21 protein-coding genes are annotated in these 19858 nt (G+C 60.7%); 15 read left to right on the forward strand and 6 right to left on the reverse strand.

The genetic code is table 11. The annotated features are described in order from the left end of the window. Positions 1 to 39: 39 nt before the first annotated feature. The 5 genes from EL18_RS09925 to EL18_RS09945 are packed head-to-tail and all read right to left on the reverse strand — an operon-like array spanning position 40 to position 4490. Positions 40 to 789, reverse strand: a complete 750-nt coding sequence (locus EL18_RS09925) for a metallophosphoesterase (RefSeq protein ID WP_036482417.1) — start codon at positions 787 to 789, stop codon at positions 40 to 42. Continuing rightward, entirely contained in the window at positions 779 to 1453 is a 675-nt protein-coding gene (locus EL18_RS09930) for a LutC/YkgG family protein (RefSeq protein WP_036482420.1), read from the reverse strand. The genes EL18_RS09925 and EL18_RS09930 overlap by 11 nt, the downstream gene beginning before the upstream one ends. Further along, positions 1450 to 2886 carry a LutB/LldF family L-lactate oxidation iron-sulfur protein gene (locus EL18_RS09935; protein WP_036482422.1) on the reverse strand — a complete coding sequence of 479 codons (1437 nt, stop codon included), beginning with the start codon at positions 2884 to 2886 and terminating at the stop codon, positions 1450 to 1452. Before EL18_RS09935 ends, EL18_RS09930 begins: the two co-directional genes overlap by 4 nt. Beyond that, positions 2886 to 3650 (reverse strand): (Fe-S)-binding protein, encoded by a 765-nt coding sequence (locus EL18_RS09940; protein WP_036482425.1) that lies wholly within the window; start codon positions 3648 to 3650, stop codon positions 2886 to 2888. Before EL18_RS09940 ends, EL18_RS09935 begins: the two co-directional genes overlap by 1 nt. 24 nt (positions 3651 to 3674) lie before the next feature. Continuing rightward, positions 3675 to 4490, reverse strand: a complete 816-nt coding sequence (locus tag EL18_RS09945; RefSeq protein WP_036482428.1) for a FadR/GntR family transcriptional regulator — start codon at positions 4488 to 4490, stop codon at positions 3675 to 3677. Between the two features lie 169 nt (positions 4491 to 4659). Here EL18_RS09945 and EL18_RS09950 point away from each other — a divergent pair, with 169 nt between their 5' ends. The 6 genes from EL18_RS09950 to glcF are packed head-to-tail and all read left to right on the forward strand — an operon-like array spanning position 4660 to position 9821. Next, positions 4660 to 6156: an FAD-linked oxidase C-terminal domain-containing protein gene (locus EL18_RS09950; RefSeq protein ID WP_036482430.1), complete on the forward strand. Its 1497-nt coding sequence runs from the start codon at positions 4660 to 4662 to the stop codon at positions 6154 to 6156. A 60-nt stretch (positions 6157 to 6216) separates the two neighbouring features. Beyond that, positions 6217 to 6468: an AbrB/MazE/SpoVT family DNA-binding domain-containing protein gene (locus EL18_RS09955; RefSeq protein WP_036482433.1), complete on the forward strand. Its 252-nt coding sequence runs from the start codon at positions 6217 to 6219 to the stop codon at positions 6466 to 6468. Then, positions 6465 to 6872, forward strand: a complete 408-nt coding sequence (locus tag EL18_RS09960; RefSeq protein ID WP_036482436.1) for a type II toxin-antitoxin system VapC family toxin — start codon at positions 6465 to 6467, stop codon at positions 6870 to 6872. Before EL18_RS09955 ends, EL18_RS09960 begins: the two co-directional genes overlap by 4 nt. Further along, positions 6869 to 8122 (forward strand): FAD-binding protein, encoded by a 1254-nt coding sequence (locus EL18_RS09965; protein WP_036482439.1) that lies wholly within the window; start codon positions 6869 to 6871, stop codon positions 8120 to 8122. Before EL18_RS09960 ends, EL18_RS09965 begins: the two co-directional genes overlap by 4 nt. Continuing rightward, positions 8119 to 8514 (forward strand): DUF4870 family protein, encoded by a 396-nt coding sequence (locus tag EL18_RS09970; protein ID WP_036482442.1) that lies wholly within the window; start codon positions 8119 to 8121, stop codon positions 8512 to 8514. The genes EL18_RS09965 and EL18_RS09970 overlap by 4 nt, the downstream gene beginning before the upstream one ends. A gap of 5 nt (positions 8515 to 8519) precedes the next feature. Continuing rightward, complete coding sequence (glcF, locus tag EL18_RS09975; protein ID WP_036482444.1) at positions 8520 to 9821, forward strand: glycolate oxidase subunit GlcF; 1302 nt, start codon at positions 8520 to 8522, stop codon at positions 9819 to 9821. Between the two features lie 94 nt (positions 9822 to 9915). Here the strand turns inward: glcF and EL18_RS09980 are convergent, their stop codons facing one another. Continuing rightward, complete coding sequence (locus EL18_RS09980; RefSeq protein WP_036484498.1) at positions 9916 to 10704, reverse strand: L,D-transpeptidase; 789 nt, start codon at positions 10702 to 10704, stop codon at positions 9916 to 9918. Between the two features lie 229 nt (positions 10705 to 10933). On the opposite strand from EL18_RS09980, the gene EL18_RS09985 reads away from it, so the two are divergent. From EL18_RS09985 to EL18_RS10025, 9 genes are all read left to right on the forward strand, one after another. Further along, positions 10934 to 11575 carry a DNA-3-methyladenine glycosylase I gene (locus EL18_RS09985; protein ID WP_036482446.1) on the forward strand — a complete coding sequence of 214 codons (642 nt, stop codon included), beginning with the start codon at positions 10934 to 10936 and terminating at the stop codon, positions 11573 to 11575. A gap of 376 nt (positions 11576 to 11951) precedes the next feature. Then, positions 11952 to 12248: a co-chaperone GroES gene (groES, locus tag EL18_RS09990; RefSeq protein WP_036482449.1), complete on the forward strand. Its 297-nt coding sequence runs from the start codon at positions 11952 to 11954 to the stop codon at positions 12246 to 12248. A gap of 61 nt (positions 12249 to 12309) precedes the next feature. Further along, complete coding sequence (groL, locus tag EL18_RS09995; protein ID WP_036482452.1) at positions 12310 to 13953, forward strand: chaperonin GroEL; 1644 nt, start codon at positions 12310 to 12312, stop codon at positions 13951 to 13953. A 542-nt stretch (positions 13954 to 14495) separates the two neighbouring features. Beyond that, positions 14496 to 14753 carry a hypothetical protein gene (locus tag EL18_RS10000; RefSeq protein WP_036482454.1) on the forward strand — a complete coding sequence of 86 codons (258 nt, stop codon included), beginning with the start codon at positions 14496 to 14498 and terminating at the stop codon, positions 14751 to 14753. Between the two features lie 94 nt (positions 14754 to 14847). Further along, a complete protein-coding gene (locus tag EL18_RS10005; protein ID WP_036482456.1) occupies positions 14848 to 15093 on the forward strand; it encodes a hypothetical protein in 246 nt (81 codons plus the stop codon). Between the two features lie 243 nt (positions 15094 to 15336). Further along, on the forward strand, positions 15337 to 16728 hold the full coding sequence (fumC, locus tag EL18_RS10010) for a class II fumarate hydratase (protein WP_036482459.1): 1392 nt from the start codon (positions 15337 to 15339) through the stop codon (positions 16726 to 16728). 327 nt (positions 16729 to 17055) lie between these two features. After that, positions 17056 to 17433, forward strand: a complete 378-nt coding sequence (locus tag EL18_RS10015; RefSeq protein WP_051913989.1) for a DoxX family protein — start codon at positions 17056 to 17058, stop codon at positions 17431 to 17433. A gap of 210 nt (positions 17434 to 17643) precedes the next feature. Beyond that, positions 17644 to 18396, forward strand: a complete 753-nt coding sequence (locus tag EL18_RS10020) for a TVP38/TMEM64 family protein (RefSeq protein WP_341872060.1) — start codon at positions 17644 to 17646, stop codon at positions 18394 to 18396. After that, entirely contained in the window at positions 18396 to 19826 is a 1431-nt protein-coding gene (locus EL18_RS10025; RefSeq protein WP_036482462.1) for a dihydrolipoyl dehydrogenase family protein, read from the forward strand. The genes EL18_RS10020 and EL18_RS10025 overlap by 1 nt, the downstream gene beginning before the upstream one ends. The last annotated feature ends 32 nt before the right edge of the window (positions 19827 to 19858 follow it).

The raw sequence follows: 19858 nt of genomic DNA on the forward strand, positions 1-19858 counted from the left end.
CCTCGCCCGCCGCTCGGTTGCCGCAGCACTCAAGGCTGCTCAGGACAGCGCCACCTCCAGGAGGCGCTTTCTTTTTCCCTCCAACATCATGGCGGTCAAAAGCCCGCTTCTCCATGCGCCCGTGTCGAGATTGACGCGATTGGGGCAGACATCCGCGCGTCTCACCGGGGTATGCCCGTGGATGATGACCTTCCCGAACAAGCCTTGGTGACGCAGGAATTCCTGCCTGATCCATAACAGGTCGTGGCGGTCTTGCGCTTCGAGCGGGACGCCCGGTCTTACGCCGGCATGGCAGAAAAAGTAGTCACCATAGGTGAAGCTTAAAGGGAGGGCGCGCATGAAGGCGATGTGCGATTGGGGCATCGCTTCAAGCAAGGCCTGGCGCGTGCGCTGCATCTCCTCGCGCGGCGCATCCGCTGACAGAGCCACACCATAAGAGGCGGCCGTGGTCTCGCCGCCATTGTTGACGAAGAGATTGTCGAGAGAGTTTCCCGACAGAAATTCCAGCAGACCCTGGTCGTGATTGCCGGCCAGCGCCTGCACGCGCGGCTCTTCACTGGTGATCTGCGCCAGGAAGTCGAGAACCTGTGCTTCCTGTCCGCCGCGGTCGATATAATCGCCGAGATAGATGATACGCCAGTCTTCCGAGCGATCCCGCCGGATCTCATCCATGATACGTGCGTGCATTTCGGCCATCAGGTCAAAGCGGCCGTGAATGTCGCCAATGGCGTAGAGGCGCAGCCCCTCAGGCGCTGCAGCCTCCTCGAATGATATGCCTTCAGATGTCATCCACCACGATGATGTGCAGCGCACGTGGGCCATGGGCACCCAGCAGCAGCTTCTGCTCGATATCGCCCGAGCGCGAAGGGCCGGTGATCATGTTCACGGTACGCGGCATCACCCCTGCTCCAAATCTCTCACGCAGGCTGGCGAAAGTGCTCTCCAGATCGGGAGCGATCTCGCTCGCCTTCACGATGACGATATGGTGCTCGGGCAGGAAATTGACAGTGGTCGGGTTGTCGGAGCCGGAATGCAGTATCAGCGTGCCGGTTTCCGCTATGCCCGCGAAGGCATGGCTGACACCCACTTCGTCTTCGGGATCGGCAGGCCCGCGCTTCACTTCCAGGGCGCGGACCTTGTCCCATGGCAGCCTGTCCAACCGGTTGTCAGCGCCCATGCGGATGCTGGGTGCGAGGTTCTTGGAACGCAGATAGTCGGCCACTGCCCGCGGAATGCTTTCCTGTCGGCGCACACGCTGCACGGAGGCGGAGACCTTTTCCGCCATCTGGCAGAAGAGCTCGGTGCGCTTGCGCCCCTGAAGGTGGCCCCGTGCGGGGATGACGCCATCGGGATGCTGGCTCAGTCTTGCAGCTACCGCCGCACGCCGCGCGCCACTGTCGCCGCCGCCAATCTGCGTGCGAAGCTTGTTCAGAATTGCGTTGCGCCCGCTCATGCTGCACCTCCCTGCTTAGCCGCTTCGCGGTCGCGCCATTGCTGCATGAATGTGCGGCTCTCGGGTGCCGGCATCTCACGATGGCGCGTCCAGCCGCCGGCGAAAGGAAGCCAGGAGAAGCGCCGCTTCGTGCCTCCCATCAGTGAAAGCACCGGAATGGCAAGGGATGCTCCTAGCCGGTAGAGCTTGGGATGGCGGGCGAAAAAGGCCCAGCCTTTAAGGCCGTAGCGCTGGGTCGCCGGGTTGAGCCGCCGCGAGAACTCACGCTCGCGCCAATGGCGCATCATGCGTGGCAGCGGAATGCGCATGGGGCAGACTTCCTCGCAGCGCCCGCAGAAGGTCGAGGCATTTGGCAGATGCCCGCTCTTGTCGACACCGACCAGCGATGGTGTCAGCACAGCACCCATGGGGCCGGGATAGACCCAGCCATAGGCATGGCCGCCAACCGAGTGATAGACAGGGCAATGGTTCATGCAGGCGCCGCAGCGGATGCAGCGCAACATGTCCTGAAACTCGGTGCCCAGCATGGAAGAGCGGCCATTGTCGAGCAGGATGACGTGATATTCCTCCGGCCCGTCCGGATCGCTCTCGCGGCGCGGGCCGGTGGAAAGGGTCGTGTAGACGCTCATGTCCTGACCCGTGGCGGAACGTGCAAGCACGCGCAGGATCTGGCTCACATCATCAAGCGTCGGCACGACCTTCTCGATCGATGCCACCACGATATGCACCTTGGGCAAGGTCTGGGTCAGATCGCCATTGCCCTCATTGGTGACGATGATCGAAGTGCCGGTCTCGGCAACGAGGAAATTCGCGCCGGTGATGCCCACATCGGCAGCGAAATATTCCGAGCGCAGAACCCGGCGTGCTTCTGCCAATAGCGATTCAGGCTCCGAAAGATCACGTGCCACCGGCAGGTGATCGTGCACACGGCGGAAGTCACCTTCCACCTGCTCCTTGTTCAGATGCACCGCAGGCGCAATGATGTGGCTTGGCCGCTCACCGCGAAGCTGGATGATGTATTCGCCGAGGTCGGTCTCGACAGGTCTGATGCCCTGCTCCTCGAAAAAATCGTTCAGGCCGATTTCCTCGGTGATCATCGACTTGCCCTTGGTGACCGTGCGGGCATTCACGCTGCGGCAGATATTCAGGATCGCCTGGCGCGCGTCCTCAGCGGTTTCGGCCCAATGGACCTTGCCGCCGACTTCCTCCACCTTCTTCTCATAGGCTTCGAGATAGAGATCGAGATGGGCCAGCGTGTGGTCCTTGATCTCGCGCGCGGAATCGCGAAGCGCGTCAAATTCCGGCAAGGCATCGATAGCCTTCAGGCGCTTGTCGATGAAGCCCGCGCGCACATTGCCAAGCGCCTTTTGCAACTGCGCATCGGCCAGCGCGCCCCTGGCATTTTCCTTGAATTCCGGTGACTTGATTTCCATCAGTTGTTGCCCCCGCCAATGGCCGGCTTGTCGTCCATACCGGCCAGCACCTCGGCCACGTGCCTCACCTTTATGTCGCTGCCTTCACGTTGCAGTTTTCCGGCCATGTTCATCAGGCAACCCAGATCACCGGCCAGCAAGGTCTCGGCTCCGGAAGCCTTGATGTTGGCGCTCTTCTCCGAGACGATCTTGTTGGAGATGTCGGGATATTTGACGCAGAAAGTGCCGCCGAAACCGCAGCACACATCGCTGTCGCGCATTTCCTTGAGCTTCAACCCCTTCACCGAATCCAGAAGCTTGCGCGGCTGTTCGCGGATTTTCAGCTCGCGCAGGCCCGAGCAGGAATCGTGATAGGTCACGCTGCCTGCATGGGAAGCATCCACCGTCTCGACGCCCAGAACATCGACGAGGAAGCTCATCAGCTCGTGCACCTTGGCCGAAAAGGCCTCGGCGCGTTCGGCCATGGGCGTATCCTTCAAGAGCTCCGGGTAATGCTTCTTGAGCATGCCCGCGCAGGAGCCCGAAGGCGCGACGACATAGTCGTAATCCTCGAACGCCTTGATCGTGTTTTCGGCAATCGCCGCTGCATCCGCGCGATCTCCGGAATTGAATGCAGGCTGGCCGCAGCAGGTCTGCGCCATGGGCACATCCACATCACATCCGGCATCTTCCAGAAGCTTTACCGCTGCAAAGCCGACTGTCGGGCGAAACAGGTCGACAAGGCAGGTGACGAAAAGGCCTATGCGGGGGTTATCTACGGTCATATCTGTCCAAAATCATCCTGCTTGCTATTCGGCCGCGCCGGGCCGCTTTGGCTTGTTATTGCGTGTACTGTTTTCCGTGCGCTGGCGCAGCCGCAAGGCCGCAACCCGTTCCCATTCATCCGTTCGCTCGGCTTCGGCGCTCGCGCGCTCGACGAAAGCTATATGGTCTATTGCCGCCTTGCGCGCCTCTTCCGGCTTGCCATCCCGGATGGCCTCGAAGATCGCGACATGCTGGGCAAGGAGCCGGTCGCGCGCGCCAGGCAGGTCGAAGACCTTTGAGCGGTTGTAGAAGACGCCTTCCGCAAGAAGCCGGTAGCAGGAGCGCATCGTGTGCAGCAGCACGAAATTGTGCGCGGCTTCCACCACCGCATTGTGGAATTCGGCATCGATTTCCACCTGCTCGGCGAACCCGCCCTGCGCATGGGCGTGGTGCATGCGATGGATGACGTCTTCCAGAAGCGCCTTGTCGGCCTGTGTTGCCCTGCGCGCGGCAAGCTCTGCCGCCACTGCCTCAACCTCGCGGCGATATTCCAGATAGTCGGCGGTGGCCTTCGGGTGCGTCGCGATGAGCTGGCGCATCGGGTCGGCAAAGACCTCACCGACGATATTCGCCACGAATGTGCCGCCTCCCGGGCGCGTGGCGAGGAGTCCGCGCGCTTCCAGAGCCTTCAGCGCATCGCGCAGAATGGGCCGTGACACCTCCATATCCGCCGCCAGTTCACGCTCGCCCGGCAACCGATCCCCGTCGCGCAGAACCCCTTCCAGGATGAGCGCCTCGATCTGGCGCGCAACCTCGTCGGCTGTCCGGGAATGCTCTATGGCTGTGAATATGGTGGTCACGGCTGCTTCGTCTGATTGTTTGTGCACGAACTTAGGTCCGCGAGCACCATCCGGTCAAGATTACTTGCCGCGATTACGCCAACGTCAGGCATAATCCGGCTAAGATGAGAGGCGTATTGAAAGTCACTCGCTTATCCGGTAACTTTATTTTACCAATTGGAGCCCCGCAATGACCAGCCTGACCATGCCGGCAGCAGATGCCGCCACGTTGAAGCGCCGCGAGGAGATCGTGCACGACATGCGCGTGATCTGCCCGGGCGAAGGCGTTGCCGACACGGTTAACGAGATGCGTGCCTTCGAAAGCGACGGGCTGACGGCCTATCGCCAGCTGCCGCTCGTGGTGGTGCTGCCGGAAAACACGCGGCAGGTCTCCCGCATTCTGAAATATTGTCACGAGCGCAATATCCGCGTAGTGCCGCGCGGTTCGGGCACGTCGCTTTCGGGCGGCGCACTCCCGCTGGAAGACGCTGTGCTTCTGGTCATGAGCCGCTTCAACCGCATTCTCGATATCGACCTTGCCAACCGCGCTGTGGTCGCACAGCCAGGCGTGACCAATCTGGGCATCACCCATGCGGTGGAGGAGGACGGCTTCTATTACGCGCCCGACCCGTCATCGCAGATCGCCTGCTCCATCGGCGGCAATGTGGCGGAGAATTCCGGTGGCGTTCACTGCCTCAAATACGGGCTGACGGCCAACAATGTGCTGGGCGTCGAGATGGTCCTGATGAATGGCGACATCATCCGGCTTGGCGGCAAGCATCTGGACGCCGAAGGCTATGACATGCTGGGGCTGATGACAGGTTCCGAAGGCCTGCTCGGCGTCGTCACGGCGGTCACCGTGCGCGTCCTGAAAAAGCCGGAGACGGCACGTGCGATGCTGATAGGTTTTCCATCGAGCGAAGAAGCCGGGCAATGCGTGGCCGACATCATCGGTGCGGGCATCATTCCTGGCGGAATGGAGATGATGGATCGCCCCGCCATTCACGCGGCGGAAGACTTCGTGCAGGCCGGTTATCCGCTGGATGTCGAGGCGCTTCTGATCGTCGAGCTGGATGGGCCGATGGCCGAGGTCGATCATCTCATCGAGCGGGTCAAGGCAATTGCCCGTAACAATGGTGCCACCACCAGCCGCGTTTCACACTCTGAAGAGGAACGCGCGAATTTCTGGGCGGGACGCAAGGCCGCTTTCCCGGCCGTCGGACGCATCTCGCCGGACTATTACTGCATGGACGGCACAATTCCCCGCAAGGAGCTGCCACGTGTCCTGGCAGGCATGCGCGAACTTTCCGAAAAATACGGGTTGCGGGTCGCCAATGTCTTCCATGCGGGCGACGGCAATCTTCACCCGCTCATTCTCTATGACGCCAACAAGCCGGGCGAACTGGAGCGCGCCGAGGATTTCGGCGCGGATATCCTGCGCCTTTGCGTCAAGGTGGGCGGCGTGCTTACCGGCGAGCATGGCGTGGGCGTGGAGAAGCGCGATCTCATGCCCGAAATGTTCAACGAGATCGACCTCAAGCAGCAGATCCGCGTGAAATGTGCCTTTGACCCGAACCACCTTCTGAACCCCGGCAAGGTCTTCCCGCAACTTCACCGCTGCGCCGAACTCGGCCGCATGCATATCCATCGCGGCCAGGTGCCGTTTCCGGAACTTGAGAGGTTTTGATTTGGCGGTAAGGCATAACTGCCTTACATTGATATCAGAACTTCGGAAAGGCGCAGAGCGATGACGACATTGACGGTGACAGCCAAGGGCCAGGTGACGCTGAAGAAAGACCTTCTGCAGCATCTGGGCGTGAAACCCGGCCAGAAGATCGAAGTCAGCGCCCTGCCCGATGGGCGGCTGACGATACAGGCAGCTGCGAGGAAAGGAAGCTGGGAAGACGCTTTCGGCTGCCTCGCGGGCAAGACGGACAAGGTCGCCACGATCGAGGAAATGAATGAAGCCATCGCCAAGGGCTGGGCGGGGCTTCTGTGAGGGTTACCGCTGATACAAACCTGCTGGTTCGCCTTGTGACCCGGGATGATGAAGCTCAGGCGCAAACGGCCTATCGCCTTCTTTCCACCGCAGAGCGGGTGGTTATCACATTGCCAAGTCTGTGCGAGATGGTCTGGGTGCTGCGCAGCATCTACCGCTTCAGCAACCAGGAATGCGCCACAGCGGTCCGCACCGTCACTGACCCGCCAAATGTGGTGCACGATGTCTCTGCCGTCGAAGCCGGAATACACTTGCTCGACGCCGGTGGTGACTTCGCGGATGCCGCCATTGCACGAAGCGGCATTGATCAGGGCGGCGATATCTTCATCAGCTTCGACCGCAAAGCGGTCGCACAGCTCAACAGCTTCGGCCTTCCCGCCCGCGACGCAAGCGAGATTGCATGACCCGATTTACACCAACCACTGCTGACGACGTACTCTCCACCGTTCAGTGGGCGCTTGCCGAAGAGGCGCGGCTTGAGGTCGTGGGTCATGGGTCGAAACGTGCCATTGGCCATGCGGTTGATGCCGCGCATCAGCTTGATCTGTCCAGCCTTGCCGGCGTCGCGCTTTACGAGCCGGAAGAGCTGGTTCTGTCCGCGCGCGCCGGCACGCCCGTGGCGGAAATCGAGGCGCTTTTGGCCGAGCATAATCAGCGGCTGGATTTCGAGCCTATGGATTACGGTCCGCTTCTGGGCGGTGAGGCTGGGAGCGGGACGATTGGCGGCCTGCTGGCAACGAACCTCGCTGGTCCGCGCCGCCTGAAAGCCGGGGCCGCGCGTGACCATGTGCTCGGCATTCACGCCGTGTCCGGACGTGGCGAGGCGTTCAAGTCGGGCGGGCGCGTGGTGAAGAATGTTACCGGCTATGATCTGTCGAAGGGGCTTGCCGGCTCCTGGGGCACACTGGCCGTCGTGACTGATGTCACCTTCAAGGTTCTGCCGGCAACGGAAACAGAAAAGACACTGCTGCTGACCGGTCTCGACGATGCCGCGGCCACGACAGCCATGGCAGAGGCCATGGGTTCAAGCGGCGAGGTCTCCGGCGCCGCACATTTGCCGGAAGGGGTGAAGGGCAGCTTCATCGGCGGCGCGCTGTCGGGTGCCGCCACGGTCCTGCGGGTGGAAGGGTTCGGGCCATCGGTCGATTACCGCATAGATCTGCTTGCGCGCCTGTTGAAGCCATTGGGCGCAGCCGAGGTTCTCGACGCGGAACAAAGCCGGACGCTGTGGCGCGAGATCCGCGACGTGAAACCGTTTTGCGACGGCTCTGAAGCCCCCGTCTGGCGTGTATCAGTCGCGCCCACCATCGGGCATCAGCTGGTGGATGCTTTCCGCCGGGCTGCGGGAGCCAATGCCTATTACGATTGGCAGGGCGGGCTCGTCTGGATGCGCATGGAAGCCGATCCGGAGGAGGAGATATTGCGCAAGCTGATCGATCATTTGGGCGGCGGCCATGCGACACTGATACGCGCGTCGGAAAGGTTGCGCACTACCACGCCGGTTTTCCACCCACAGTCTCCCGCCCTCGCCGCTCTCTCTGCCCGCCTGAAAGAGCAATTCGACCCGAAGAACATCCTCAATTTCGGCAGGATGGTCTCAACCGCCGAGGGTGTTAAAGTCGCCGATGCATCACTCACCGGAGGACCATCATGAGCGACATCAACAACCCCAATCCGTCACCTGAACGCGCACCGGAACGCAAGACCGACCGCTGGCTGGAGCCCGGCCCGACCAATATCCAGGTCATCTATATTCTCTATCTCGCCAGCTTCGTCATCGGCATCACCGCCCTGGTGGGCATCGTCCTGGCCTACATGAACCGCGGCAAGGCGGAAGGCTGGGTGGAAAGTCACTATACCTGGGCGATCCGCACCTTCTGGATCGGCCTCCTCTTCGGCTTCATTTCTATGATTCTCATGGTGGTCGGCATCGGCTTCCTGTTGATGTTCGCGGTCGCCGTCTGGGCCGTCATCCGCATCGTCATCGGCCTTAAAGCCGTCTCCAACAACGAGCCCATCGCCAATCCGCAAAGCTGGATGTTGTAAACTTCATGCAAACCACCTTCACGGCCGAACAGCTGGCCGATCCCGCCACAGCCGAGTCCGAGCAGATCCTGCGTAAATGCGTGCATTGCGGGTTCTGCACCGCCACCTGCCCCACCTATGTGGAGCTTGGCAACGAGCTGGATAGCCCGCGCGGGCGTATCTATCTCATCAAGGACATGCTGGAGAACGGGCGGCCAGCCGACCCTGAGGTGGTCACGCATATCGACCGGTGCCTGTCATGCCTTTCCTGCATGACCACCTGCCCTTCAGGCGTGAATTACATGCACCTGGTCGATCATGCGCGGGTGCATATCGAGAAGACCTATCGCCGCCCGCTGCATGAACGGGTGATCCGCACCGTTCTGGCTAAGACTTTGCCCTATCCAGACCGTTTCCGTGCCTCTTTGAAGCTTGCAAAACTGGGCAAGCCCCTTGCCCCGGTCTTTCGTGCCATACCGGGCCTCAAGCCGCTCGCGGCCATGCTGGCACTTGCACCTGATAGCGTTCCCCCGGCATCAAGTGTGCCAGCACAAGGCGCTCATGAACCTCAAAGGGAAAAGCGCGGGCGCGTGGCACTTCTCTCCGGCTGTGCGCAGTCCGTGCTTGATCCAGAGATCAACGCCTCCACAATCCGGCTTCTGACGCGGTTCGGCTATGAGACGGTTGTGCCGCGCGGGGAAGGCTGCTGCGGCGCGTTGGTGCATCATATGGGACGTGAGGAAGAAGCCCTCGCCTTCGCACGCAACAATGTCGATGCCTGGATGCGTGAGATCGAGAAAGGCGGGCTCGACGCCATCATCATCACGACGTCGGGTTGCGGCACGACCATCAAGGATTACGGTCACATGCTGCGGCTTGATCCCGATTATGCGGCGAAGGCTGCGCGTGTCTCGGCTCTCGCAAAGGATGTAAGCGAGTTTCTCGACACGATCGAACTTCCCGAGCCGGAGCATGTGAGCGATCTGAAGGTGACATATCACTCGGCCTGCTCCATGCAGCACGGCCAGCGCATCCGCCGCCAGCCCAAGGCGCTTCTGACCAAGGCAGGCTTTACCGTATCCGAGCCGCGCGAGGGGCATCTGTGCTGCGGGTCGGCGGGCACCTACAATATCATGCAGCCGGAGATTTCCGCGCGCCTGCGCCGGCGCAAGGTGAAGAATATCGAGGCGACGAAGCCCGATGTCATCGCCACCGGCAATATCGGCTGTATCACGCAGATCGCCGGCGGCACGGACACGCCGATCCTTCATACGGTGCAACTGCTCGACTGGGCCTATGGAGGGCCGAAGCCGCAAGCGCTTGGCTGAGACAGCAAAAAGGCAGCGTCTCCCTCAAGACGCTGCCTTTCAACAAGCCTGCTGCGCCTTTACAGCGCGCAAGGCCTGCCCCCGCCTGCGGTTGCTACAGTACCACGACCTTGGTGCCGACCGATACACGATTGTACAGGTCCATCACATCTTCGTTGCGCATGCGGATGCAGCCTGAAGAAACAGCCTGTCCGATCGACCAGGGCGCGTTGGTGCCATGGATGCGGTAGAGAGTGGAACCAAGATAAAGCGCGCGTGCGCCAAGGGGGTTCGCAGGACCGCCCTTCATGTGAGCGGGAAGAATACGCCCCTTCTTCTTTTCACGTGCGATCATTTCTGCCGGCGGACGCCAGTCCGGCCATTCACGCTTGCGCGTGATCTTCTCGGTGCCGCGCCACTCGAAGCCTTCCTTGCCCACACCGACGCCGTAGCGACGCGCCTTGCCCCCGGCTTCAACAAGGTAAAGGAAGCGGTTGGACGTATCCACCACCACCGTTCCGGCTCCGTGCGGACCGTCGTAGTCCACCACCTGTGGCAGATAGATCGGGTTCATCTGCGGCTTTGGCTTGGCCGGCGCACGCGCGGCGAGTGCCGCCTGCTGCTGCGGACGCAGCTGGCGTGGCTGCGCCACCTGAGGCTGCTGGCGGTAAACCGGCTGTGCCTGGCGATATTGCGGTCGCGGTTGTGCCTGGCGCACAACGCGCTGGCGCTGATAATGGCGCGTCTGGACGCCCTGTGGCTGGCGAAGCTGCAGCACCCAGGGCGCGGAAAGATCGGGGCTTACCATCACCGGTGGCGGCTCGACATAGCGCGTCTGGGCCAGTGCTCCACCTGCACCCAGCAACGCGGCAGCTGTCACTGCAGCGGCAAGAAACAGTTTCATGCTCGTGTCATCCCTGTTTGCTCCAGCCTTCGCCAGAGACATTGCGGATCCGGCCCGCCACCCGTGAAAGGTGCCAGCCTTGTCAGGATGCTGCATCAGCGACAGCGAGCGAATGGTGAATCCATTTTCATAAAATGCCACCATGACGCGACTCGCTGCAGATGTGGTTACTGCCGCGTTTTTGCAGAAGGTGAATCCGCGGTTAATCCGCTGCCGCAAGAGGTTAAGGGTGACGAAAGACGAAAAAACCGGGCTAATTGAAGGTCCCGACGGAAAGCTCCGCTGCTTCTGGCACGGCAATCTCCCCGACTATCTGGAATATCATGACCATGAATGGGGCCGCCCGGTCACCGATGATCACCGCCTGTTCGAAAAGATCTGCCTGGAAGGTTTCCAGTCCGGTCTGTCCTGGCTCACCATCTTGCGCAAGCGCGAGAATTTCCGCGAGGCGTTCGAGGGTTTCGACTTCGAGCGGGTGGCGCGTTTCACCGAAAATGATGTGGAGCGCCTTCTCACCAATGCAGGCATTGTGCGCCATGGCGGCAAGATCCGCTCCACCATCAACAATGCGCAGCGCGCGGTCGAGATGGCGCAACAGGCAGGCTCGCTTGCGGCCTATTTCTGGCGGCACGAACCGTCAGCCGATGAACGTCCTTCGGTCATGGATTACGGGACGCTGCGCGCGAACCCAACGACCAGGCACTCGACCGCGCTTTCCAAGGACCTGAAGAAGCGCGGCTGGAGCTTTGTCGGCCCAACCACCGTCTACGCCTTCATGCAGGCCATGGGGCTGGTCAACGACCACCTCGCCGGCTGCTGCATGCGCGAGGAAGTGGAGCGCGAGCGAGAGGCGCTGGTGAGGCCGGGGTGAAGAGAGTGAGCGGTGAATAGGGAATGGTGAATGGTGGCCTTCCCTGCACCTCCGTCGTCCCGACCGAGCGAAGCGAGAGGCGGGACCTATTGTGAGGCTGGGCCGGTAGCCGCAGGAGGGGCTGGCGGTGCTGGCAGTAGCTGGCGAGGACCGGGCCATGCTCTTCGATCCTCGCTCAATGGATCCCGGATAGCCTGACGCCCCCCGGAAAAGACGAGATCGAACAAAAAAATCGCGCTCACGAATTCTTGACTCGTGGCAGCAGCGCCATTATCTCCATCGCCATTAGCACTCTCTACAGGTGAGTGCTAACACACCTCGGGCGACCGGGTGGAGTTCAAACCTGTTTCATCATCGAAATCAAGGGTTCAGGATAATGGCCAAGACGAATTTTCGCCCGCTTCATGACCGTGTAGTCGTCCGCCGGGTCGAATCCGAAGAGAAGACGGCTGGTGGCATCATCATCCCCGACACCGCGAAGGAAAAGCCGCAGGAAGGCGAAGTCATCGCTGTGGGCAATGGTGCACGCGACGAGACCGGCAAGGTTGTTCCGCTGGACGTCAAGGAAGGCGACCGCGTTCTCTTCGGCAAGTGGTCCGGCACTGAAGTCAAGCTCAACGGTGAGGACCTCCTCATCATGAAAGAGTCCGACATCATGGGCGTCGTCGGCTGATCAGCCGCCCCATCGAACCAAACGGAAACGGCTTCACGAAGCCCTTAGGAGCTAGAGAAACATGGCTGCAAAAGAAGTAAAATTCTCCCGCGACGCGCGTGAGCGCATGCTGCGCGGCGTCAACATCCTCGCAGACGCAGTGAAGGTTACGCTCGGCCCGAAAGGCCGCAACGTTGTCCTGGACAAGTCCTTCGGCGCACCGCGCATCACCAAGGACGGTGTCTCCGTCGCCAAGGAAATCGAGCTTGAGGACAAGTTCGAGAACATGGGCGCACAGATGGTGCGCGAAGTTGCCTCCAAGACCAACGACATCGCTGGTGATGGCACGACCACGGCAACCGTTCTCGCCCAGGCGATCGTTCAGGAAGGTGCCAAGGCTGTTGCTGCCGGCATGAACCCGATGGACCTGAAGCGCGGCATCGACAAGGCTGTCGACGACGTCGTCGCCTACCTGTCGCAGGCTGCCAAGGACATCAACACCTCTGACGAAGTTGCCCAGGTCGGCACGATTTCCGCCAATGGCGAGAAGTCCATCGGCCAGATGATTGCCGATGCCATGCAGAAGGTCGGCAATGAAGGCGTCATCACTGTCGAGGAAGCCAAGACCGCCGAGACCGAGCTCGAGGTTGTCGAAGGCATGCAGTTCGACCGTGGCTACCTGTCGCCCTACTTCGTGACGAACCCGGAGAAGATGGTTGCCGAACTCGAGGATGCATACATCCTGCTCCACGAGAAGAAGCTGTCCAACCTGCAGGCCATGCTGCCGGTTCTCGAGTCGGTTGTTCAGTCCTCCAAGCCGCTCGTCATCATTGCTGAAGACGTGGAAGGCGAGGCTCTTGCAACGCTCGTGGTCAACAAGCTGCGCGGCGGCCTGAAGATTGCCGCTGTCAAGGCTCCGGGCTTCGGCGACCGCCGCAAGGCCATGCTGGAAGACATCGCGATCCTCACCGGTGGCCAGGTCATCTCCGAAGACCTCGGCATCAAGCTCGAGAATGTCACGCTCGACATGCTCGGCCGCGCCAAGAAGGTCTCCATCACCAAGGAGAACACCACCATCGTTGATGGTGCTGGCCATAAGGCAGAGATCGAAGGTCGCGTTGCGCAGATCAAGCAGCAGATCGAAGAGACCTCTTCCGACTACGACCGCGAGAAGCTGCAGGAGCGCCTTGCAAAGCTCGCCGGCGGTGTTGCCGTGATCCGCGTCGGTGGTTCGACCGAAGTGGAAGTGAAGGAGCGCAAGGACCGCGTCGACGACGCCCTGAACGCAACCCGCGCTGCTGTCGAGGAAGGCATCGTTCCTGGCGGTGGTACGGCTCTGCTGCGCGCTTCCGTCCAGATCAGCGCAACGGGCGAAAACCCGGATCAGGAAGCCGGCATCAACATCGTTCGCCGCGCCGTTCAGGCTCCGGCACGCCAGATCGTCACCAATGCCGGTGAAGAGGCGTCCATCGTTGTCGGCAAGATTCTCGAGAACGCCGAGGTCACCTTCGGCTACAACGCCCAGACCGGCGAATATGGCGACATGATCAAGATGGGCATTGTCGACCCGATGAAGGTCGTACGCACCGCCCTGCAGGACGCAGCTTCCGTTGCAGGCCTGCTGATCACCACCGAAGCCATGGTTGCTGAACTTCCGAAGAAGGACGGCGGCGCACCTGCTCCCGACATGGGCGGCATGGGTGGCATGGGCGGCATGGGCTTCTAAGCCAGCCTCCATCACAAACCATCAGGAAGGGCGTCCCTCGGGGCGCCCTTTTCTTTTATGCCTATGGTTGCCTAAGGATCGCGCCTGCCCTGCGCGACGTCCAAGCGTGCAGCGATCGACAGATTCGACCACCGTTCTTCAGAAAGTTGCAGCTGCGACAGACGGTGACTCCGGCACAAAGCCGGCAGTGGGAAGCGCAATAACCCCGCAAAATTGCATCATTAAAAATTCTTCATGCTTTCGCAGGCCCTCGCAACTTTACGTGAGTGCATGAAAAATGACCCATTTCATTAATTTTCCGAAAGAATTGGGCTTGTCACGCAGTGGTCACAGGGATGTTATAGTCAATAAACACAAGGGTTTAGCATTCCCATAGGTCAAGCTGCTGACAACGATGTGTCAGGGGGTGATTTAAAGGGCTTCTTTAGGCGACAAAGCGTTCACCATTCACGGCATTTAAGGTGCCAGCACGACTTCGTACATCCCGGTTGTTCAACGAGCGACGCCTCCCAAGACGCCGCCACAACAATCGGAGTATGAAAATGCGTAATATCCTTATCCTCACCGCAGTTGCTTCCACGCTCGCCGTTTCCGGCGCTTCCGCAGCTTCCCTGAACTTCTACGACAGCGACCAGAACCAGGCTCCTGTCTACAACACCGAAGCAAACACCGGTGTTTCCTACGAGACGACCGCCAGCGTTGGCGCCGGCAATGTCACCGCAGGCTTCTCCGCAGCCCAGGGCTTTGCAGCCAGCGACTCCAACGACCGTCCGGTCCCTTCTTTCGTGATCGCACGCTAATCGCGTCATCTCACAGGTACTACTCCGAAGAGGGCGGCATGTGATGCCGCCCTTCTTCCCCCAACCAGCCACATTCAGGAAGAGAGAGAGCACCATGCGCAAGCTGATCATCGCGACCGCCATCGCCTCAACCTTCGCCGTGGGCAGCGCTTCTGCCTTCGACATTCGCATGACCGTTCAGGACAATTTCCCCGGCACGGCCTACAACGAAACCGGTGTCTCCCAGGAGACCACCAGCTCCGTCACGGCACAGGGCAAGCCGCGCTTTTCCGCAGCACAAGGTTTTGCCGCCAGCGACACAAATGACCGGCAGGTGCCGAGCTTCATCCAGACCCGCTAGAGTAACCGACAGTCAAAAGTTCTTCGAGAAAAGGGTGGTCCCTACGGGCCGCCCTTTCTTGTTTGTGCGAAACACATAATGGGTATGTTTCAATCGGTTGGAAGCGGCTGGAGCCATTGCAAATGGCAGGCGTACAGGTCATTAAACCCGCGCGGAATATCTGACCCGCGCAGCCGCTTCGCCTCGGAGAAACAAGTCCCGGCAGTGCAACGCGGCGCGCTTAACGCAGTGGAGCTTGTTCGCATGGCGAAGACACGTACCGAGACCGATACCTTTGGCCCGCTCGAGGTGGATGCAACCCGCTATTGGGGTGCGCAGACGCAACGTTCGCTCGGCAATTTCAAGATCGGCACCGAAAAGATGCCCGTTCCGCTGGTACGCGCACTGGGTATCGTCAAGCAGGCCGCCGCCGAGGTGAACATCGCCCTGGGCAAACTGGATCCAAAGATCGGCGAAGCCATGGTTGCGGCTGCAAGGGAAGTGGTCGAAGGCAAGCATGACGACCATTTCCCGCTTTCGGTCTGGCAGACCGGTTCGGGCACGCAGTCCAACATGAACACCAATGAGGTGATCTCCAACCGCGCCATCGAGATGCTTGGCGGCGAGATGGGCTCCAAGAAGCCGGTCCACCCCAACGACCACGTGAATATGGGCCAGTCGTCAAACGACACGTTCCCGACAGCCATGCATATCGCCGCAGCGCGTGAAGCCTCCGCCGAGCTTCTGCCCGCCCTTGAATATCTGACGGATGCGCTGGACGAGAAGGCCAAGGCCTTCGACAAGATCGTGAAGATCGGACGCACGCATACGCAGGATGCAACCCCGCTGACGCTGGGCCAGGAATTTTCCGGCTATGTGGCTGCACTCAAGCTTTCGGCCAAGCGCATCGAGCATGCGATGGGCGATGTCTATGCACTGGCGCAGGGCGGCACGGCTGTGGGCACCGGCCTGAACGCGCCGGTGGGCTTCGACCAGAAGTTTGCCGACAAGGTAGCAGAGATCACTGGCCTGCCTTTCCGCACGGCGGAGAACAAATTCGAGGCGCTCGCCAGCCACGGAGCGCTGAACGCCTTCCACGGCGCACTCAACGCGCTGGCCGCCGATCTCTTCAAGATTGCCAACGATATCCGCTTCCTGGGCTCGGGCCCTCGCTCGGGCCTCGGCGAACTGAAGCTGCCGGAAAACGAACCGGGCTCCTCCATCATGCCGGGCAAGGTCAATCCCACCCAGGCCGAGGCTCTGACCATGGTTGCGACGCAAGTGATGGGCAACCAGACGACGGTTTCGGTCGCCTCCAGCCAGGGGCATTTCGAGCTGAACGTGTTCAAGCCGGTCGTGGCCAATGCCGTTCTGCAGTCGATCCGCATCCTGACCGACGCGATGCGCTCCTTTACGGACAATTGCGTGAAGGGCATCGAGGCAGATGAGGAACGCATTGCCGATCTGATGAAGCGCTCGCTTATGCTGGTCACCGCCCTTGCGCCGGCCATCGGCTATGACAATGCCGCGGCAATTGCCAAGTCGGCGCACAAGAACGGAACGACGCTGCGCGAGGAGGCCCTGAAAAGCGGTCATGTGTCGGAAGAGGACTATGATCGCCTGGTTCGTCCCGAACTGATGATCGCGCCCAAGTAGAAACGGAAGCGCCCACTCCGAAACTCGAGGAGTGGGCGCGCACCGGGGGAGGAAGGGAACACGCGCCGGACGGGACAAGGGTGGGAGCCATTCCCCTGGCCAGGCGGGAAACCGGAAAAACCTAACCTGTGCCCTGTACCGCCACGTCCGGTTGACACGGCGCGTGCTCTTGCCTTTCAAATGCCCAGCCCCGTTTGATGGTTCCCGGACTTTTTGGTCCATCACCCGTTTTTCAGCGACAGATCGTTCACCGTTACAGATATTTCCAACTCCTGCGCGAATCTGTATTTCACCGCGCCGACAGCTTCTTTCAAAGGATCACGCACCATGCAGACCAATCTTCTCGTACTTATCGGCCGCATTCTTCTGGCCATCATCTTCGTCATGTCGGGTTTCACCAAGCTCACCAATATCGGTGGCACCGCCGGCTATTTCGGCAGCATCGGACTTCCCATGCCGATGATCACGGCATGGCTGGTTGCGCTGCTTGAACTATTGGGCGGCCTTGCCATTGTCTTTGGCTTCAAGACCCGCATCGCAGCACTCGCACTTGCGGCCTTCACCATCGCTTCGGGATTTGTTGCCCATTTCGATTTTGCCGATCAGACGCAATCGATCATGTTCATGAAGAATGTCGCGATCGCAGGCGGCTTCCTGGTACTGGCAGCATTCGGCCCTGGTGCATGGTCGATCGACCGCCGCTGAACCGGAAAGCATCACCGATCACTGGAAAGGCCCGCCTCGCGCGGGCCTTTTTTCGTTGCTGACATGCCGCTCACGGCCAATTGAAGCATGATGCGCCGGCGCTCAAATGCCAGTGAGACCCTCCATGGGCTCATTGCCCCGCTCCTGAAACAGGTCCATGTAGATGTGATGCAGCCACGGCTGTCTGGACCCGAGGGGCAAGGCAAAGGCATGACGATGACAGATGCGAAATCAAGCAAGGGGCAAGGCAGCAGCCTGACGCGCTTTCTGCCGCTCGGCCTCGTGGCAGCGCTTCTCGTCACCTCTTATGCCTTCGGGCTCCATGAATATCTGAGCCTTTCCGCGCTCGGTGAAAGCCGGGACAGCCTGAAGGCATTCGTGGCCAGTCAGCCACTTTTCTCCGCACTTGGTTTCTTCATTATCTATGCCACAGCCGTAGCCCTCTCCTTTCCTGCAGCCTCAGCGATGACTGTCGCCGCGGGCTTTCTGTTCGGGTGGGTCTATGGCGGCTTCATCGTGGTTCTTGCGGCAACCCTTGGCGCGACAGCCATCTTCATCGCGGCGCGCACGGCATTTCGTGATACGCTTCGCCAAAAGCTCGGCGGCGTTGCAAACAAGCTTGCCGCGGGCTTCGAGGACGGAGCCTTCGAATATCTTCTCATATTGCGGCTGGCCCCGGTCGTGCCCTTCTGGGTTGCCAATATCGCGCCGGCCTTCTTCGACGTGCGCCTGAAGACATATGTTCTGGCGACCGCGCTTGGCATCCTGCCCGGCACCTTCGCCTTTGCCTATCTTGGCCGCGGTCTCGACAGCGTCATCCTTTCTGCATCTGCCAGCGGTGAAACCCTGTCGGTGGGAGACCTCGTCACCCCGCAGATCACCATCGCCTTCGCCGCACTTGCCTGTGTCGCCGCACTTTCCGTGGCAATCAAGAAACTGCGCAGCCAAAGGAAAGGCGACTGATGTCCGATACCGTGCTGAAACCCGACATATGCGTGATCGGCGCAGGCTCCGGGGGACTGACCGTTGCTGCCGCGGCTGCGCAATTTGGTGTGTCGGTCGTGTTGATCGAGCGTCACAAGATGGGTGGCGACTGCCTCAATTACGGTTGCGTGCCTTCCAAGGCGTTGCTTGCGGCGGGCAAGCATGCGCAGGCGATGCGCAACGGCGCGTCCTTCGGCATCGCCAATGCCGATCCTGACGTGGATTTTGCTGCCGTGATGGCGCATGTGCATGATGTCATTGCTGCGATAGCTCCCAATGACTCGGTCGAGCGCTTTACCTCGCTTGGCGTGCAGGTGATCGAGGAGGAAGCGCGTTTTGTCGACGAGCGCATGGTGCAGGCGGGTCCTCACAAGATCCGCGCGCGCCGCTTTGTCATCGCCACGGGTTCTTCCCCCATGGTGCCGCCCATCGAAGGGCTGGATGAGGTCGAGTATTTCACCAACGAGACCATCTTCTCACGCAGCACCCTGCCCGAACATCTGATCATTGCCGGAGGCGGGCCAATCGGGCTTGAAATGGCGCAGGCGCATCGCAGGCTGGGCGCACGCGTGACCGTGGTGGAAGCCGACAAGGCGCTCGGCAAGGACGATCCGGAAATGGCGCGTCTTCTGATCGACCGGCTGAAGGCGGAAGGGATCGATATCCGCGAGCACACCAAGGTTGCAAGGCTGGAGAAGCGGGATGAAGGCCAGATCCGCGTGCATGTTTCAGGCGCGGAAGGCGATGCGGCGATCGACGGCAGCACGCTGCTTGTCGCGACCGGCCGACGCCCCAATCTGCAAGCGCTCGATCTCGAAAAAGCCGGCGTGGAGCATGATCGCTCGGGCGTGAAGGTCAATGACAAACTGCGCTCCACCAATTCGCGCGTCTATGCCATTGGCGATGCCGCCGGCGGGCTGCAGTTTACCCATGTGGCCAACTATCACGCGGGCCTTGTCATCCGCGCAATCCTCTTCCGGCTCCCCGCGCGGGAAAAACGGCACATTCTGCCCTGGGTCACCTATACCGACCCGGAACTGGCCCATATCGGCCTGACTGAGGATCAGGCGCGGGATGAGGGCAAGCTGAACAAGGTGCTGCGCTGGCCATATGCGGAAAATGACCGGGCGCAGGCCGAACGCAAGACGACCGGCCTCATCAAGATCGTGACCGGCAAGGGCGGGCGCATCATCGGCGTGACCATTCTGGGTGCGGGTGCCGGCGAGATGATGAATATGTGGGCGCTTGCAATTGCCAAGGGACTGAAGGTTTCCGACATCACCGGCTATGTCGCGCCATATCCCACCATGTCGGAAATCGGCAAACGCGCCGCAATATCCTATTATAGCGACAAGACAGGCAGCCCGGTGGTGCGTGGACTGATCAGGTTTCTACGGCTATTTGGGTGAAGGAACGGCAGTGAAAGCACGCTGCCGGACTT

It is taken from the genome of Nitratireductor basaltis (genome assembly GCF_000733725.1).
Taxonomy (GTDB): Bacteria; Pseudomonadota; Alphaproteobacteria; order Rhizobiales; family Rhizobiaceae; genus Chelativorans; species Chelativorans basaltis.

Bases quoted from the DNA above. Each gene is read 5' to 3' on its own strand.
- EL18_RS09980 (WP_036484498.1), bottom strand. From the start codon at position 10,704: ATGAAACTGTTTCTTGCCGCTGCAGTGACAGCTGCCGCGTTGCTGGGT.
- EL18_RS10015 (WP_051913989.1), top strand. From the start codon at position 17,056: ATGCAGACCAATCTTCTCGTACTTATCGGCCGCATTCTTCTGGCCATC.
- EL18_RS09970 (WP_036482442.1), top strand. From the start codon at position 8,119: ATGAGCGACATCAACAACCCCAATCCGTCACCTGAACGCGCACCGGAA.
- EL18_RS09925 (WP_036482417.1), bottom strand. From the start codon at position 789: ATGACATCTGAAGGCATATCATTCGAGGAGGCTGCAGCGCCTGAGGGG.
- EL18_RS10000 (WP_036482454.1), top strand. From the start codon at position 14,496: ATGCGTAATATCCTTATCCTCACCGCAGTTGCTTCCACGCTCGCCGTT.
- EL18_RS09930 (WP_036482420.1), bottom strand. From the start codon at position 1,453: ATGAGCGGGCGCAACGCAATTCTGAACAAGCTTCGCACGCAGATTGGC.
- fumC (WP_036482459.1), top strand. From the start codon at position 15,337: ATGGCGAAGACACGTACCGAGACCGATACCTTTGGCCCGCTCGAGGTG.
- groES (WP_036482449.1), top strand. From the start codon at position 11,952: ATGGCCAAGACGAATTTTCGCCCGCTTCATGACCGTGTAGTCGTCCGC.
- EL18_RS09965 (WP_036482439.1), top strand. From the start codon at position 6,869: ATGACCCGATTTACACCAACCACTGCTGACGACGTACTCTCCACCGTT.
- EL18_RS09940 (WP_036482425.1), bottom strand. From the start codon at position 3,650: ATGACCGTAGATAACCCCCGCATAGGCCTTTTCGTCACCTGCCTTGTC.
- EL18_RS09935 (WP_036482422.1), bottom strand. From the start codon at position 2,886: ATGGAAATCAAGTCACCGGAATTCAAGGAAAATGCCAGGGGCGCGCTG.
- EL18_RS10020 (WP_341872060.1), top strand. From the start codon at position 17,644: ATGACGATGACAGATGCGAAATCAAGCAAGGGGCAAGGCAGCAGCCTG.
- EL18_RS10025 (WP_036482462.1), top strand. From the start codon at position 18,396: ATGTCCGATACCGTGCTGAAACCCGACATATGCGTGATCGGCGCAGGC.
- EL18_RS09950 (WP_036482430.1), top strand. From the start codon at position 4,660: ATGACCAGCCTGACCATGCCGGCAGCAGATGCCGCCACGTTGAAGCGC.
- glcF (WP_036482444.1), top strand. From the start codon at position 8,520: ATGCAAACCACCTTCACGGCCGAACAGCTGGCCGATCCCGCCACAGCC.
- groL (WP_036482452.1), top strand. From the start codon at position 12,310: ATGGCTGCAAAAGAAGTAAAATTCTCCCGCGACGCGCGTGAGCGCATG.
- EL18_RS10005 (WP_036482456.1), top strand. From the start codon at position 14,848: ATGCGCAAGCTGATCATCGCGACCGCCATCGCCTCAACCTTCGCCGTG.
- EL18_RS09955 (WP_036482433.1), top strand. From the start codon at position 6,217: ATGACGACATTGACGGTGACAGCCAAGGGCCAGGTGACGCTGAAGAAA.